Consider the following 16,889-nt stretch of genomic DNA (forward strand, 5'->3'; position numbering starts at 1 on the left):
AAAGTCCTTAACTGATTGATTTGGTTTGGCTTTTGATAACTGACTCCCTGAATCCGTCACAGCGTTGGAGTTGCTGCACCAGATCAGCAGGCAACTGGTTATCACGCGCCCGGTGTGCCACCTTTGCGGCCTGCCAGTTGCCACAGCGCCAGCTTGTCACGCCGTAGCCTGTCAGGTGCGTGCATTCCAGGCATAGCGCCCGGTCGTCTGAGTCACGATCACGCTGCACCAGTTTGTCAGCCAGTGATTCAGCGTCAATCTGGATCAGTCCCTTGTCGGTGAAACGCGCCAGCCGTGCCGTGAAGGTGTCGATTTCGCTGCCCGTCATGGCCGTGGAATGTGGCCAGCACCAGCGGTCAGGGTCGTGAATGGCCACCGTATCCGGTGGGGGTGCCGGGTCATTTGCTGCCGCGGGATCACCCTTGATTTTCTGCATGGGTGCCAATATGGGCGCTACAAAACCTACAAAACCCCCTGTTTCATCGTCATTGATAGGTTTCGTAGCTTTCGTAGCGTCCGTTTCAGCGTGCGTGCTGATTTTTTTCAGCCTTGATAGCCACGTCATACCGCGCCACCTTTCAGCAGCGCCGGGTTAATCAGATAGCGGTCGCTCGGTCTGCCACCTGTCGCGCCAGCCTGCACTATGTCCCTGCGTAACCAGTCGTAATCTGTCAGCACGTCCGCTGCCTTGCGTACTGCCTCCGGTGTGGTCAGTCCGGCCCAATGCTTTACCGCCACCTGCCGCGGTGTGAAGTTGTCTAGGATCACGCCGTCACTGTCTGCCAGCTTTCCGGTTTTGATCTTGAACAGCAGCGTTTCCGCGCCCGTGGTTTCAGGGATCACCGCCGCCGCATAAAGCCTGTTGGCATGGGTGCGCAGATAGTCACCCATTGCCAGCGCCCGGATCAATTCAGCCTCATGAATCACGCCCCCGCTGTCCGGTGTGTCAATCAAGGCAAACACCAGCGCCAGCGCCGGGATCAGTTTTCTGTATTTGGACAAGTGCGACACCATCGCCGGGTGCAGGTCATCGCCGCGGATTTCAGTCTCGAAGGGAACCAGCCATTCAACAAACAAGTCTTGCGCGTTGGGACTGAATCGCCAGATCACGGGGTCGGTGTCACTGGCAGGTTGTAGCAGCGCCAGCCGCTCAAACACGGCCCATGCGGTTTGCTTTGCCGGGGTGTCTGGCCATTGGTCAATATGAACAAAATCGCCCGTCACGTCTGGCCATACCGTCAGGCCAAAGCGCTGCAATAAACCATCATCAGCACTGCCACCAGCCACCGCGCCGCGGACATATTCCTGAATCCTGCCCGGTTGTATGCCGCCGATCATCGCAAGGCAAACACGGGGGATATGAACAGTGCCACGCCCGATCCGGTCAAAGGTGTAGCCCTGATTGCCGTCATAGCTTTGCAGGTAGAACGCCCTCGATCCTTCTTCCCCTTGCTTGTCCAATCCAGTCAATAGCCCGTAAAGCTCATCACGATAGGACAAGGTTCCCCATTGGGTTTGCTGCATCAGTTCGCCCAGCTTTGCCACCGTTGCATCGTTGACGATATAGCGCCGCGCCATTGGCTCTGCCGGGGTGTCCAGTGGTGCCAGTAGCTGCCGCGCTGCCGCCGGGTCTTTGGATGCTATGCCCTTGGCTTTTTTCTCGTTGGCATCGTCCTGCATGGCCGTGACTTTGCAGTCCAGTTCCCATGCTTCATGCGCTGCCTGCCACAGTTCAAACTCTGCCGCCTGTAGTCGGTTAAGTGGCTTCAATGTTTCCCCCAGCGCCGGGGACTTCTTAACGCCCGGCCTGCCCACTACCGCGCCCCAAAGGTTCGGGACTACCTGCCAATCGTCCTTAGCTTTTGGCTGGATCACTGCACGCGCCCCGATCAAACTAGACAAGGCCACCAGCGCCGCCACCGCGGGAAAGTCTGCCGGGCATTGCATCCGGTGGGCAATATCCATCACCCAGGCACGCAAGGCCACGGGCAATAGCTCCGCGTCAAAGGGATCAACCGGGGGCAATGCGTCTGGCAGTGGCGTGGGGTCTGGCCATGCGTCCGCGCTGCCCGTTGGGGTGCTTGCTGGCGCTGTCACCAGTTCGGCCCGATCAATGCACGCCTTCACCGCGTCCAGTCCTGCCAGTTGGTGCAGGTCGTTGAAGTCGGTCGCACTGTCTGGCCTGTCGTATCCGAAAAACTCCGGTATTGCCAAATAGCCACCCACTGCCAGCGCTGCCGCCCGTGCTTTGGTCATGCCCGGATTGCCTGCCGTCAGGTGGTCATCGTCCGCCGCAATGATGATTTTCAGCGCCGGGTACTTCTCGCGCAAAGCTGTTGCCACCGCGTCTAGGTTGCCAGCGTTGAAGGCCACCGCCACCGCGCTGCCCGTGGCTTCATGAATGCTTGCGCCAGTAGCGAAGCCTTCGCAAACGATCACGCTGCCAGCAGGTTTTCCAATTGAAAAGTAACAGCCCTTCACCCTGCCGCCGGGCATAAATAGTTTGCTGCTGTCCGGTGCAATGGTCTGCAAACTGTAAATCGTGCCAGCCGTGGTGCGCATGGGGATCAGCAGGTTATCGCCCTCGATCTTCACGCCGTGGGGTTTGATGCCTTTGCGAGTCAGGTAATCATGCTGGGTGCAGAGCTTTGCGGCCGTCCAGCGCTTTGCAGCATCATGCGCGGCCTGTTGCTGGCGCTGCACCTGTTCTGCTTCACGCTGGCGCTGCATCGCCTGTACGCGCTCACGGTTCGCCTGTCGCTCTGCTTCGGTCATGGCCGTGTCTGACTTGCTGCACCAGCTTTGCGTAAAGCCTTCGCGCCAGCCACCGAAGCTGCCAGCCGCTATGCCGTCACTGTGCAGGCAATACCAGCCTGAATCATCCCGCGGCCTGCCGTTGGTGCTGAATCGGTGGATCACGCCGTCATCAATGATCGTGTCCGGTGGTGTTAGTCCCGCCGCTGCAATGGCCTGCCTGAATTGGTCAATCACGTCATTCATGATTCACCCCCAATTTCACCGCGAAGGCTTGAAGCTCTGCGAAGTCCTGACAGTACCGGGACATGCCGTATTTGCTCACCAGGTAGTCACCGCTCTGGCCTTTGTGGACTGCATGGCCAGCTAGCGCCAGCCGTGCTATTTGGTTGGCAATGGCTTTGCCGTCATGGGCTTGATTAACGGCCCCGTGGCTGCGAAAATCTGCGCTGTTGGTGTCAGTGTGCAGGCCGTTGGTGTTGATAGCGCCAGCGGCCTTTTCAATGGGCGTGTTTACTCCCGGCGCGCCGCCGTTGTTGGTAGTGAACATGGCGGTTCACCTTATTTCAGCGAAGCGATCAGATTGTGAATGTCGCTAGATTTCCAGCAAGTCACGCGATCAGACAATTTGATTCCAGCAGGGAATTTGCCCGACGCGACACCAGCCCACCAGTGCGAGCGACTGACGGGGACAAGGGATAACACTTTTGGCAAACGGTACAGCGCCAGCAGCTCAGTGTTGCCTTGAGGGGTTGCGACATTGGTAGCTTGGGTGGTTGTCGTGGTCATGGATGCTTTCAAAACAAGGTTGAAAAAGCTCAATGCACGGGGTACACCTGAATAAACGATCAGTACTCGTAAACCCTTATCGGACTTACGGGGACTGATTTGGACTAATTTTCAGTGTATAAACTAGGGCTTGAACAGTGTCGCAACTTTTCAAGGCCTTGTGCCCCTAAGCCCGTCATCGTGTTAGAAGCGTTGACGGGCTTTTGCATTTAAGAGCACTACCGAAAACTTACACAATCCTGAATTGACTTACCGGACTGTGTTGGCTTTCGGCAAGTCCAAGTTTATTACTCATTTGCGCTCACTTTTTATCTGTTCAGCCTTTGAGGGTCGCAAAACTCTACCTGTAGTGTTTTTATAGCAATAAAACGGCTGATTTAGTGTCTTTCGTTGATACCGCAACACGCCGCAATACACACGCAATACACCGCATAAACATGGTTTGTCGCTCGTTGTCGCTCTCAATTAGAGTCTTCTCTCTAATTCAGAGTAAAGGGGCAACTAATTGCGCGTTACCAGTCGAATAGTCTGCAAATCACGCCGCCTTGAACTGGATCACGTCCGCGCCCTTGGCCAGCTTGTCCAGGTAGTCCGCCCATAGCTGCATCATGTTTGCCCGGTGTTGCAGGTAGGTGGTGCGGTTGTAGCTGCGCCCGTTGCTGTCCTTCACCGCGTGGGCTAACTGCGCTTCGATCACCAGCGGGTCAATATCGTGGATTTCTGCCAGCATAGTGCGTGCCGTCGCTCTGAATCCGTGCACGCTCTGTTTATCCGGCCCGTAACCCAGCGTCAGCAGCGCCGCCCGTAGGGTGTTGTCAGATATGGGTCGGTCGTGGCTGCGCTCACCGTAGAAACACAATTTGCTGTGCCCGGTAATGGGGTGCAGCTTGCGCAGAATCTCTACTGCCTGAGTTGGCAGGGGGACTAGGTGGGGATCACCGTTTTTCTTGCCCTCTACCCGCCGTTTCATGCGTGCTGCCGGAATTGTCCACAGTGCCGCGTCCAGATCAAATTCAGCCCATGCCGCCGCCCTGAGTTCGCCGGGTCGTTGAAACAGCAGGGGTGCCAGTTGCAGCGCCGCCCGGACTATCGGCCCTCCCTGATAGCCACGGATCACGCGAATCAGTTCGCCCAGCTTCACGGGGTCGGTAATGGCTGCAAAGTGTTTGCCGTGGTGTGGCTTCAATGCGCCCTTAATATCTGCGCTTACGTCACGCTGTGCCCGGCCCGTGGCCACCGCATAGCGCCAGACCTGCCCGGCCGTAGTCAATACCCGGTGTGCCACGTCCAATGCGCCGCGTTCCTCTACCTGCCTCACCGCTGCCAATAGCTCTATCGGTTCAATGTCGCCTATGCGCCGCGCTCCGAAGTGGGGGAACAGGTCTTTTTCAAGATTGCGCTTTTCCCGAATGGCATAGTGACTGCTCCAACTGGACAACTTCATTTCATACCATTCCAGCGCCGTCACTTTGAAGGTGTCCGCGTCCGCCGTAATTGCCTTGAGCTTTTCAACCTTGCGCACCTGTACCGGATCACGGCCTTCGGATTTATTGAGCTTTGCAGCTTCACGGGCTTTGCGTGCTGCCGTCAGGGACACGCCGGGATAGCTGCCCAGCGCCAGCCGCTTTTCAACTCCCGCCGCTGAATATTTGAGAAACCAGCGTTTCGATCCTGCCGGGCTAACCTCCAAATACATGCCAGCCGCGTCAGTGAACCGTGCACGCTTCTTTTCAGGTGGGCAGGTAGCGTTTCTGCATTGGGCATCGGTCAGCATGGGGTTTCTCCTATGAAAACGGGGAACAAGTGCCTAAAAATACCGTTCCCCGTCGTTTCGTTCCCCGCTATGTTCCCCGCTTTGGGCTTGGCTGTCAATGTACGCCGTTGTACTGCATTGCACTGTAGCTAGACGTTTCCCCAATGAAAAAGGGCTCCAACTATCTCTAATTGGAGCCCTTTGGACTGTCTATTGGTCGGTGTGAAAGGATTCGAACCTTCGACCCCTTGCACCCCATGCAAGTGCGCTACCAGGCTGCGCCACACACCGAAGCTCTAAATTATAACCACAGAGCAGCCCGGTTTCAGAGGGCAGGCGACAGCAAAGCGCGTATTTCGTGGAGCTCATGGCGCACATGGAGCCAAGGGTCGTCAGACAAGTCAACAGGCAGCAAGGCGCTGTGCCCGGAAAAAACAGCAGGCAGGCTGTCATGCACGTCTATGACATCAACACTTTCAGGCAGGATTTCAGACAATTGGCGTTGCTCACGCTGGGACTGCATCAGTTCGTGCATTTTGTTACGTGCACCGCTGATGGTAAAACCCTGGTCATAGAGCAACTCGCGTATACGCCGGATCATCAGCACTTCGTGGTGCTGATAGTAGCGTCGGTTGCCACGGCGTTTCATGGGTCGCAATTGGGTAAATTCCTGCTCCCAGTAACGCAGCACATGGGGTTTGACACCGCACAACTCACCCACCTCACCAATGGTGAAGTAGCGTTTGGCTGGAATTTGGGGAAGCGAATTCTCCATGTGAATCAACAATCTAAGCTGCAAATGTGCAAGCGTACTCTAACTGAGCCCACACTGTAAAGACAGCTTACCCGCATAGGGCTGGCTGATGTTCAAACTTCATCGGAAGTTGCCATGGTGCCTGCCTGAATCTGCTCCTTGAGCTTCTGGCTGGCGTGAAAAGTGACCACCCGGCGTGCAGCTATGGGAATGGCCTCGCCGGTGCGCGGATTGCGCCCGGGGCGCGGTGACTTGGTGCGAATCTGGAAGTTCCCAAAGCCGGTGATCTTGACATCGTCGCCATCAACCAGACTGTTGGATACCAGGTCGAAAAAAGCATCGACCATGTCCTTGGACTCGCGCTTGTTCAGACCGATCTGTTCAAACAGCAGCTCGGCGAGTTGCGCCTTGGTGAGCGCAGGGGTTTCCAATGTTTCAACCGTAATGTCCATCGATGACTCGCTCGGTAGCTAGGGGGATAACCGACTCAGGCACGCTGACGCGCAGCAACTTTTTCGCTCAAGGCAGCGACCACGGCGGCCACAGCTTCTTCGATTTGCTGTTCAGACAAGGTCGCGTCCTGGGCATTAAGCGTCAAACGGATGGCCATGCTTTTCTCTGGCGACCCATTCTGCACATCCGTCGCCTGCTGCCTGGGCCGATAGATGTCGAACAGCACCGCGTCACACAGGATACCGCCACAGGGTGCTGCCCAAATGGCCTGCATCAGGGCGTCATGCGTGACCGACTCGGCAACCAGCACCGCAATGTCACGCTCGACGGCCTGGAAGCGAGGCACGGCCTCGAAGCGTGGCACCTGGCGACCCAGCGCTGCGTCCAGATCCACTTCAAACATGACAGGCGCTTGCACCAGATCATACGATTGACGCCATTTGGGATGCAGTTCACCGACAAAGCCAATCGCCGCACCCGCACCCGCACCCGCACACAGCACACGCGCACAACGCCCGGGATGCATGGCCGGGTGCTCGGCGGGCTCGAAGCTCAGGCGGATGGGCGCGAACAGGGCTTCAAGGTCGCCCTTGACGTCAAAGAAATCAACCGGGCGCTCTTTGCAACCCCAGTCAGGCGCGTCGACCGGACCCATGGCGACGCCGGCAACACGCATGGGCTGATCAAAGCCCTGCACCGTGGTGTCAGAACTTACCACCGAATCGTCACGTAAAAACACCCGGCCCAACTCAAAGACACGTACGCGCTGCGCTTTGCGATCCTGGTTGAACTTGAGCACCTGCAGCAAGGAACCGAGCAGGCTTGAGCGCATCACGCTCATCTGGCTGGCAATGGGATTGAGCAACTTGATGGGCTTGGGATTGCCGGCCAGCTCATGCTCCCAACTCGCTTCGACAAAGCTGAAGTTGATGGTCTCCTGGTAGCCCAGGGCGGCGAGTGCGCGGCGTACCGCAAACGGGCTGCGTTGGCTCTCGGGGCGAACCTTGGCCGTGATGGGTGCTTGCGGCGGCGTTTGCGGCAGCTTGTGGAAGCCGATCATGCGGGCGACTTCCTCGATCAGGTCTTCTTCAATTTGCAGGTCGAAGCGGTAGGAAGGCGAAGTGACTTCGATGACACCGTCACCTTCAGTCACAGGCAGACCCAGACCGGTAAGCGCCTTGACGCATTGCGCCTGGGTGAGTGGCATGCCCAGCACGCGGGCGGCCCGCGCCACGCGCAAAGCCACTTTGGCGGGCTGGGGCATGGCGACCTGCTGGTCGTCCACAGGGCCGCACACGGTGGCTGGCGTGCCGCAAATCTCCATCACCAATTGCGTGATGCGCTCAATGTGTTCGACGGTAAGTTCAGGATCAACGCCGCGCTCGAAGCGGTGGCCGGCGTCGGTGGAAAAATTGAAGCGACGTGAGCGCCCGGCGATGGCCCTGGGCCACCAGAAGGCGGCTTCGACATAGATGTTGCTGGTGTCATTAGACACGGCGGTGGCGTCACCTCCCATGATGCCGGCCAGGGATTCGACCTGGACCGCGTCGGCGATCACACCCACCTGGGCGTCAACGGTGACGGTGTTGCCATTGAGCAGTTTGAGCGACTCTTCTGCCCTGCCCCAGCGCACATCGAGGCCGCCGTGGATTTTTTCAAGATCAAAAATATGCGATGGCCGACCCAGCTCAAACATCACGTAGTTGGAGATATCGACCAGGACCGTCACACTGCGCTGACCGCAGCGGGCCAGGCGGTCGACCATCCAGGCCGGTGTGGCGGCCTTGGGGTTGACGCCTCGAATGATGCGGCCGGAAAAACGACCGCACAAATCAGGCGCGCTCACCGTAACCGGCAACACCTCGGTCAGGGCACACGGAGCCGTTGAGAACGCCGGCGTTTTCAGAGGCGCACCCGTGAGTGCGGACACCTCACGCGCCACGCCATAAACGCTCAGGCAATGCGCCAGGTTGGGCGTGAGTTTGAGCGTGAACAGGGTGTCGTCAAGCAGCAGATGCTCACGGATGTTTTGCCCCACGACAGCCTCGGCGGCCAACTCCAGCAGGCCACCGTGGTCTTCGGAAAGCTTGAGTTCGCGGGCCGAGCACAGCATGCCAAAACTTTCCACACCACGCAGCTTGCCGACCTTGATCAAAAAGGGCTGGCCATCTTCACCGGGCGGCAACTCGGCGCCTACCATGGCGCACGGCACCTTGATGCCAACCCGGGCGTTCGGCGCACCACAAACGATGGTGAGCAGTTCCGGTTGGCCAACGTCGACCTGGCAAACACGCAGACGGTCGGCATTGGGGTGCTGCACCGCTTCCCTGATTTCACCGACCACGATGTGGCTGAACGGTGGCGCCACGGGCTTGAGCTCTTCAACCTCCAGACCGGCCATGGTCAGGGTTTCGGCGAGTTCGGCAGTGCTTAACGGTGGGTTACAGAATTCACGCAACCAGGATTCAGGAAATTGCATAGTGGTTCAATCAATTAATCCGAAGGGGATATGGATCGCCGCGCTTTGCTCGCGATGACGACACCTATCGCTTGACAAATGTGTTTTTCTTAGCGGAACTGCGACAAAAATCGGATGTCGCCATCAAAGAACAAGCGCAGGTCGTTGACACCATAGCGCAGCATGGTGAGCCGGTCCGGACCCATGCCAAAAGCGAAACCGATGTAGCGTTCGGGGTCCAGACCCATGTTGCGGATCACGTTGGGGTGGACCTGGCCGGAGCCCGCCACTTCGAGCCAGCGCCCGGCCAGCGGACCGCTGGGGAACTGGATGTCAATCTCGGCGCTGGGCTCGGTAAACGGGAAAAAGCTGGGCCGAAAGCGCAGCACCAGGTCGGGGTTTTCAAAGAAAGTGCGGCAAAAATCAGTAAAGACGTATTTCAGGTCCTTGAAACTGATGGCCTCGCCCACCCACAAGCCTTCACACTGGTGGAACATGGGCGAATGGGTGGCGTCGCTGTCGACCCGGTAGGTACGCCCGGGCGCGATGACGCGGATCTCGGGCATGTCGCCACTGTACAGCGTGCCGTCGTTGGCGCTGCCATGGGCCAGGCGGTGATTCTTGACGTGCTGTACCGCGTGGCGGATCTGCATCGGGCTGGTGTGAGTGCGCAGTAAATTGGGGGCCTTGTCGCTGCCGCCTTCGACATAGAAAGTGTCGTGCATGGAGCGCGCAGGATGGTCTTCGGGGGTGTTGAGTGCAGTGAAGTTGAACCAGTCGGACTCGATTTCTGGGCCTTGCGCCACTTCAAAACCCATGGAACCAAAAATGGCCTCGATGCGCTCCAGGGTCAGTGACACCGGATGCAGACCACCGCTGCCACGCTGGCGGCCGGGCAAGCTCACGTCAAGGGCTTCGGCTTGCAGTTGCACCTGCAGTTCACGGTCGGCCAGCGCTTGGCGACGGGCGTTGAGCGCGACTTCGATGCCTTGCTTGGCCTGATTGATGGCCGCGCCTTGCAATTTCTTTTCTTCGACCGGCAAGCTGGCCAGGCCCTTCATGAGCTCAGTGATACGGCCGGATTTGCCCAGATACAGGGCCTTGCTGTTTTCAAGTTCAGCAGGGGTATGGGCCAACTCAAAAGCGGCACGGGCTTGTTCAACAACAGCGGTCAAGTCGTTCATAAATATTCTAGAAAGCTCTGATCCAAGGAAAAAGGGCTAGTGCCTTTTCAAGCTCTAGCCCTCATCTGTTTTTTGCAGGAAGCTATAAATTAAATAGCAACCAACGCAACTCAAGCTGCCAGTTTGGCCTTGACTTGTTCCACGATACCAGCAAATGCAGCCATGTCATGGATCGCAATATCAGACAAAACCTTGCGGTCAATCTCGATGCTTGCTTTCTTCAGACCGTTGGCAAATTGGCTGTAGGTCATGCCACACTGACGGGCAGCGGCATTGATACGGGCAATCCACAACTGACGGAAAACACGTTTTTTGGTACGGCGGTCACGGTAGGCATATTGCCCTGCCTTCATCACCGCTTCTTTAGCGATGCGGAAGACATTACCACGACGACCACGGAAACCTTTTGCAAGGGCTAAAACTTTTTTATGGCGGGCGCGAGCCGTTACACCACGTTTGACGCGAGGCATGTGAGTACTCCTTGTTCGTCGTTAATTAAATACCACGGCCTGGCAGCATCTGTGCCATGTGACCCATATTGGTCTCATGAACAGCAGTTGCACCACGCAATTGGCGTTTATTTTTAGTGGTCTTCTTGGTCAGAATGTGACGTTTGAAAGCGTGACCGCGTTTAACGGTGCCACCTGGACGGACGCGGAAGCGTTTCTTCGCCGCGCTTTTGGTCTTCATTTTGGGCATTTACTGCTCCTATTACATTGTGCTCGTGAGGCGTCTGCAAGCAATTTGCAGCCTTGATGGCCCCGAGCCACTTTTTAAGTGGCGAGTTAAAAACCCACCACTCTCAGCAGCGGGAATGAACCCGCCACTGCTGTGGCAAACCCCTTGCGGATGTCTGCCCCAATCTGTTACGCGCTGGCGCTGACCTCGGTCACCACCGGCTTGGCCGCCGCAACTTTCTTGCGCCCGGGCGCGATCATCATGATCATCTGGCGCCCTTCGAGCTTGGGAAACTGCTCGACCAAAATCGTATCGCCCAACTCATCACGAATGCGGTTCAGCAAGGCCATCCCGAGCTCTTGGTGGGTGATTTCCCGACCACGAAAACGCAAGGTAATCTTGCATTTGTCGCCGTCTGCCAGAAAGCGCTTGATGTTGCGCATCTTGATGTTGTAGTCGCCGTCATCGGTACCGGGGCGGAACTTGATCTCCTTGATTTCGATCACGGTCTGCTTGGCCTTGGCTTCGGCAGCTTTCTTTTGTTCCTGGTACTTGAACTTGCCGTAATCCATCAAACGACACACGGGCGGATTGGCAGTTGCAGCAATCTCGACCAAGTCCACGTCCAACTCACCCGCCATGCGCAATGCGTCATTGATGTTGACAACACCCAGGGGCTCGTTTTCAACACCCGAGAGGCGAACCTCTGGAACCATGATTTCCCGATTCAATCGGTGTTTGCGTTCTTCGCGGTGACGGCGATCACGAAATTCGGTAGCGATGACTTAATCCTTCACAAAAACTGCCACATCCATCGTGGCCAAAACTGGGCAGTGCAACCCCCATGAACAATTCAAAAAATCAAAGTATTGATTTATGCGTCACGTCCGCTGAGATTTTTTGAACAAACTCAGCAACCGACATCACGCCAAGGTCTTGTCCACCCCGGGCTCGCACTGCAACAGCACCGGAAGCCATCTCTTTGTCGCCAATGACGATCAGATACGGCACCTTCTGCATTGAATGCTCCCGTATTTTATACGTGATTTTTTCATTGCGCAGATCTGCCTCTACCCTAAAGCCTTGATTTTGCAGCGTTTTGACGACATCCCGGGCATATTCAGCCTGCGCGTCAGTGATGTTGAGCACCTTGACCTGCACCGGCGCGAGCCAGGTTGGCAGGGCGCCAGCGGTTTCCTCAATCAGAATTCCGATGAAACGCTCCAGGCTGCCGACGATAGCACGGTGCAGCATGACCGGGCGATGGCGGGCACTGTCTTCCCCGACGTAATCGGCATCGAGCCGTTCGGGCATCGAGAAATCGACCTGGATGGTGCCGCACTGCCAATGCCGGCCAATGGCGTCTTTGAGGGTGTACTCGACCTTGGGGCCGTAAAAAGCACCTTCGCCAGGGGACAACTCGAACTCACACCCCGAGGCGCGCAGGCTCTCGATGAGCGCGTGCTCGGCCTTGTCCCAGATCTCGTCGGAACCGATGCGCTGCTCGGGTCGGGTGGCAATCTTGTAAATGATGTTCTTGAAGCCAAAGTCGGCATAGACCTTTTGCAGCAGCGTGGTGTAAGCCACGCATTCGGCCAGGATCTGGTCTTCGGTACAGAAAATGTGACCATCGTCCTGGGTAAAGCCGCGCACGCGCATGATGCCGTGCAGACCGCCGGTGGCTTCATTGCGGTGGCACTGGCCGAACTCACCATAGCGCAAAGGCAGGTCGCGGTAGCTTTTCAGGCCTTGCTTGAAAATCAGGATGTGGCCCGGGCAGTTCATGGGCTTGAGGGCGTAGTCACGCTTTTCAGACTCGGTGGTGAACATGTTGTCACGGTATTTGTCCCAGTGACCGGTTTTTTCCCACAGACCCTTGTCGAGCAATTGTGGCCCCTTGACCTCCTGGTAGCCGTTGTCGCGGTAGACCTGACGCATGTATTGTTCCACCGCCTGCCAGATCGCCCAGCCCTTGGGGTGCCAGAACACCAAGCCCGGCGCATGGTCGTCCACATGAAACAGATCAAGCTCGCGACCCAGCTTGCGATGGTCGCGCTTTTCGGCCTCTTCGAGCATCGTCAGGTGCTGCTGCAAGTCTTCCTTGCTGGCCCAGGCAGTGCCATAAATACGCTGCAGCATTTCATTGCGATGGTCACCGCGCCAGTAAGCACCGGCGACTTTCATGAGCTTGAAATGCTTGAGCTTGCCAGTGCTGGGCACGTGCGGACCGCGGCACAGGTCTTCAAAAGTGCCTTCACGGTACAGGCTGACGTCTTCACCAGCCGGAATGCTGGCAATGATTTCTGCCTTGTAGTGCTCGCCCAGCCCCTTGAAATATGCCACCGCCTCATCACGGGGCAAGACCCGGCGCAGCACCGGCTCATCTTTGGCCGCAAGCACGGCCATGCGTTTTTCAATGACCGCCAGGTCTTCGAGCGTGAACGGACGCTCGAACGAAAAGTCGTAGAAAAAACCGTTTTCAATGACCGGGCCAATCGTGACCTGCGCCGTCGGGAAAATTTCCTTGACTGCGTAGGCCAACAGGTGCGCCGTGGAATGCCGGATGACTTCAAGGCCGTCAGCGTCTTTGGCCGTGATGATGGCCAGACTGCTGTCCTTGTCGATCACAAAGCTGGTGTCGACCACCTGCCCATTCACCTTGCCGGCCAGCGCAGCCTTGGCCAGGCCGGTGCCGATGGAGGCTGCCACCTCAGCCACGGTGACCGCAGCGTCATAACTGCGTTGAGAACCATCGGGAAGCGTGATTTGGACCATGACAATGAAGGGGATAGGTAATTGAAAAACGCGGAGAGCTCCGCGTTTGTGTCAGGTGATTTTAAACCGTAGTTCATCCCATGAAAAAAGGCCGGCTGCCCCCCTCAGGGAGCGCCAGCCTTCGACCTCCTCAGGCCCGTTTTAATGGAACTGCTCTTCTTCAGTCGAGCCGGTCAACGCCGTGACGCTGGACTTGCCGCCCTGGATGACGGTGGTGACTTCGTCAAAATAACCGGTACCGACTTCCTGCTGGTGCGAAACAAACGTGTAGCCACGATCGCGCGCAGCAAATTCTGGCTCCTGAACTTTCTCGACATAAGCGCTCATGCCGCGTGCCACATAGTCTTGCGCCAAGTCGAACATGTTGTACCACATGGAGTGGATGCCGGCCAGGGTGATGAACTGGTACTTGTAGCCCATGGCACCGAGTTCTTTTTGGAACTTGGCAATGGTCGCGTCGTCCAGGTTTTTCTTCCAGTTGAACGAAGGCGAGCAGTTGTAGGCCAACAGCTTGCCCGGGTGCTTGGCACGCACAGCCTCGGCAAATTTGCGGGCAAATTCGAGGTCGGGCGTGCCGGTTTCGCACCACACCAGGTCGGCGTATTCGGCATAAGCCACCGCGCGGCTGATGGCCTGGTCGAGGCCCTTGCGCGATTTGTAAAAACCCTCAGAAGTGCGCTCACCGGTGAGGAAGGGCTTGTCGTTTTCATCGTAGTCGCTGGTCAGCAGGTCGGCGGCTTCAGCATCGGTGCGAGCAATCACCAGGGTGGGCACACCACACACGTCAGCAGCCATGCGTGCTGCAATCAACTTTTGAACGGCTTCATTGGTTGGAACCAGCACCTTGCCACCCATGTGACCACATTTCTTGGCTGATGCCAACTGGTCTTCCCAATGCACACCCGCAGCACCAGCGCGGATCATGTTCTTCATCAACTCAAAACCGTTGAGTACGCCGCCAAAGCCGGCTTCGGCGTCGGCCACAATGGGTGCAAAGTTGTCAATGTAGCCCTTGTCACCGGCATCAATACCGCGGGAATGCTGAATCTCATCTGCACGGCGGAAAGTGTTGTTGATGCGCTCAACCATCTTTGGCACAGAGTCCACGGCGTACAGGGACTGGTCAGGGTACATGGCGGCAGAGGTATTGTTGTCAGCAGCCACTTGCCAGCCCGACAGGTAAATCGCCTTCACACCCGCCTTGACCTGCTGCATGGCTTGGCCGCCAGTGAGTGCGCCCAGGCAGTTGACATAGTCTTCGGTATGGAGCAGGCTCCACAGCTTTTCAGCGCCACGGCGTGCCAGGGTATGTTCGATGGGAAAGGAGCCCCGCAGACGCACCACATCGGCAGCACTGTAGCCACGCTTGATACCTTTCCAGCGCGGGTTGGTCGCCCAGTCTTTTTCCAAGGCGGCAATTTGTTGTTCGCGGCTCAATTGTTCGGTGAGAGCTTGTGGCATGGGGTCACTCCTAAGTTGATGAAATAAGGGCATCTGTCGCGGCAAGCTGTCGATGTCATGGCATTTATTCTATGTCTTATAGAAGACACTAAAGACATCTTATGTCTTATAGAAGACTTTTATTTAATTCATAAAAATCAACAACTTATATTTCATATTTCGATATATGAAATATGATTTTTTAAATTTAGCATTTTTTGCATGAATATGCGCGATGATTATTCCATTATGTGAAATCAATATTTCACAATTCAAAACAAAACCCCGTAACGCCTGAGCTCCCAATTGCTCACCAATTGCCTGAAGCTGCTTCACTCCTGTGCGACGGCTCTTGGTTCACCGTGTGTCAAACAGGACTGTCGATGCGGATCCAGGTGGTCTTTGTTTCGGTGTATTTGTCAAAGGCATGCAGCGACTTGTCGCGCCCTACCCCACTTTGCTTGTAACCGCCAAAGGGCACGGTGATGTCGTCTTCATCGTACTGGTTGACATGGACCGTGCCGGCACGCAACGCACGTGCCACACCATGCGCCTTGTTGATGTCACGCGTCCAGACTGCGGCCTGCAGGCCATAGATGCTCTGGTTGGCCTGGCGCAGCACGTCAGAGGTGTCGGTGAACGACAGCACCGACAGCACCGGGCCAAAAATTTCCTCGCGGGCAATGGTCATGCCGGGCGTGACACCGGCAAAAATGGTGGGCTGCACGTAGCAGCCACCGGTGTCCAGCAGTGCCTGCTCACCGCCTGCCAGCAGGGCTGCACCCTCCTGTTTGCCCAGTGCGATGTAGCGCAGCACTGAGTTCATTTGCGTCTGGTCGACGATGGCGCCCATCACGGTATCAGGCGCCAGCGGATTGGCAGGCGCGTAGCCGGGCACCAGCGCCAGCACTTTCTCAAGGAACTGGTCGCGGATGCTGGCCTCGACAAACAGGCGCGACGGTGCATTGCAGCTTTCGCCCTGGTTGAAGAAAATGCTGCCGACCGCAGCCTCAACTGCCTTGTCCAGGTCCGGGCAGTCGGCAAAGACGATGTTGGGCGATTTGCCACCCAGCTCGGTCCAGGCGCGCTTGAGGTTGCTCTGCCCGGCCATCACATGAATCTGCTTGCCAACCCGGGTCGAACCTGTGAAGGCAATGCAGTCCACATCCATGTGCAGAGCCAGCGGCGAGCCAGCCTCGGCGCCATAGCCCGGCACTACGTTGAACACGCCGGGCGGAATTCCCGCTTCAAGCGCCAGTTCGGCCAGGCGCAGTGCGGTCAAGGGAGACTTTTCGCTGGGCTTGAGCACCACGGAATTGCCGGCGGCCAGCGCCGGGGCGATCTTCCAGGCGGCCATGATCATGGGGTAATTCCAGGGCACGATGACGCCCACCACACCCACCGGCTCGCGCTGGATCAACGCCAGCGCGGTGCTGGCGGTAGGCGCTATTTCGTCGTAGATCTTGTCGACCGCCTCGCCGTACCAGCGGAGGCAATTGGCCGCGCTGTTGACATCAACGCTGCGGGCATAGCGGATGGGTTTGCCCATGTCGAGTGTCTCCATCATGGCGAGTTCATCGGCGTGGGCCAGCAGCTGGTCGGCGAATTTGACCATCACGCGTTTGCGCGCCGCCGGGGCCAAACCGCACCAGCGCCGGTCTTCAAATGCCGCTCGCCCCGCCGCCACCGCGGCATCGACATCGGCCTGGCCGCAACGCGCCACGGTGGTGAGCAGGCGACCATCAACGGGCGAAATGCAGTCAAAGGTCTGGCCGTCCTGGGCGTGCACGCGTGATCCGTTGATCAGGGCCCGGCCGTCATAAGCTTGTCCAAGCATGGGAATCACCTCGA

The 16,889-nt window shown here is 57.3% G+C and carries 15 protein-coding genes and 1 tRNA gene; all 16 read right to left on the reverse strand.

The genetic code is table 11. The features are described 5' to 3' along the window. Positions 1-7 precede the first annotated feature (7 nt). Positions 8-436, reverse strand: coding sequence for a hypothetical protein (locus NDJ10_RS06215; RefSeq protein ID WP_296160341.1), 429 nt, complete (start codon positions 434-436; stop codon positions 8-10). 125 nt (positions 437-561) lie between these two features. After that, entirely contained in the window at positions 562-3,000 is a 2,439-nt protein-coding gene (locus tag NDJ10_RS06220) for a DUF3987 domain-containing protein (protein WP_296160342.1), read from the reverse strand. After that, positions 2,993-3,304, reverse strand: a complete 312-nt coding sequence (locus NDJ10_RS06225) for a hypothetical protein (protein WP_296160343.1) — start codon at positions 3,302-3,304, stop codon at positions 2,993-2,995. Before NDJ10_RS06225 ends, NDJ10_RS06220 begins: the two co-directional genes overlap by 8 nt. Positions 3,305-3,315: 11 nt before the next feature. Further along, positions 3,316-3,543 carry an AlpA family phage regulatory protein gene (locus tag NDJ10_RS06230; protein ID WP_296160344.1) on the reverse strand — a complete coding sequence of 76 codons (228 nt, stop codon included), beginning with the start codon at positions 3,541-3,543 and terminating at the stop codon, positions 3,316-3,318. A 535-nt stretch (positions 3,544-4,078) separates the two neighbouring features. Next, positions 4,079-5,317 carry an integrase arm-type DNA-binding domain-containing protein gene (locus NDJ10_RS06235; RefSeq protein ID WP_296160345.1) on the reverse strand — a complete coding sequence of 413 codons (1,239 nt, stop codon included), beginning with the start codon at positions 5,315-5,317 and terminating at the stop codon, positions 4,079-4,081. Between the two features lie 193 nt (positions 5,318-5,510). Further along, positions 5,511-5,587 (reverse strand) — tRNA-Pro (locus NDJ10_RS06240). Between the two features lie 34 nt (positions 5,588-5,621). Further along, positions 5,622-6,071, reverse strand: coding sequence for a MerR family transcriptional regulator (locus NDJ10_RS06245; protein WP_296160347.1), 450 nt, complete (start codon positions 6,069-6,071; stop codon positions 5,622-5,624). A gap of 92 nt (positions 6,072-6,163) precedes the next feature. Further along, on the reverse strand, positions 6,164-6,502 hold the full coding sequence (locus tag NDJ10_RS06250) for an integration host factor subunit alpha (RefSeq protein ID WP_296160348.1): 339 nt from the start codon (positions 6,500-6,502) through the stop codon (positions 6,164-6,166). 35 nt (positions 6,503-6,537) lie between these two features. Next, positions 6,538-8,982, reverse strand: a complete 2,445-nt coding sequence (pheT, locus tag NDJ10_RS06255; protein ID WP_296160349.1) for a phenylalanine--tRNA ligase subunit beta — start codon at positions 8,980-8,982, stop codon at positions 6,538-6,540. Positions 8,983-9,071: 89 nt separating this feature from the next. Further along, positions 9,072-10,145: a phenylalanine--tRNA ligase subunit alpha gene (gene pheS, locus NDJ10_RS06260; protein ID WP_296160350.1), complete on the reverse strand. Its 1,074-nt coding sequence runs from the start codon at positions 10,143-10,145 to the stop codon at positions 9,072-9,074. A gap of 110 nt (positions 10,146-10,255) precedes the next feature. Further along, positions 10,256-10,615, reverse strand: coding sequence for a 50S ribosomal protein L20 (rplT, locus tag NDJ10_RS06265; RefSeq protein WP_296160351.1), 360 nt, complete (start codon positions 10,613-10,615; stop codon positions 10,256-10,258). Between the two features lie 25 nt (positions 10,616-10,640). Next, the gene (gene rpmI / locus NDJ10_RS06270) at positions 10,641-10,844 is read right to left on the reverse strand and encodes a 50S ribosomal protein L35 (RefSeq protein ID WP_296160352.1); all 204 of its coding nucleotides are present in this window, start codon (positions 10,842-10,844) and stop codon (positions 10,641-10,643) included. A gap of 167 nt (positions 10,845-11,011) precedes the next feature. Then, positions 11,012-11,605, reverse strand: a complete 594-nt coding sequence (gene infC, locus NDJ10_RS06275; RefSeq protein WP_296160470.1) for a translation initiation factor IF-3 — start codon at positions 11,603-11,605, stop codon at positions 11,012-11,014. A 79-nt stretch (positions 11,606-11,684) separates the two neighbouring features. Beyond that, complete coding sequence (thrS, locus tag NDJ10_RS06280) at positions 11,685-13,598, reverse strand: threonine--tRNA ligase (protein ID WP_296160353.1); 1,914 nt, start codon at positions 13,596-13,598, stop codon at positions 11,685-11,687. 141 nt (positions 13,599-13,739) lie between these two features. Next, a complete protein-coding gene (gene aceA, locus NDJ10_RS06285; RefSeq protein WP_296160354.1) occupies positions 13,740-15,059 on the reverse strand; it encodes an isocitrate lyase in 1,320 nt (439 codons plus the stop codon). Between the two features lie 346 nt (positions 15,060-15,405). Next, a complete protein-coding gene (locus tag NDJ10_RS06290; protein WP_296160471.1) occupies positions 15,406-16,875 on the reverse strand; it encodes an aldehyde dehydrogenase in 1,470 nt (489 codons plus the stop codon). Positions 16,876-16,889: the final 14 nt, after the last annotated feature.

Origin of the sequence: Rhodoferax sp., assembly GCF_023700745.1 — a bacterium.
Lineage (GTDB): Bacteria > Pseudomonadota > Gammaproteobacteria > Burkholderiales > Burkholderiaceae_C > Rhodoferax.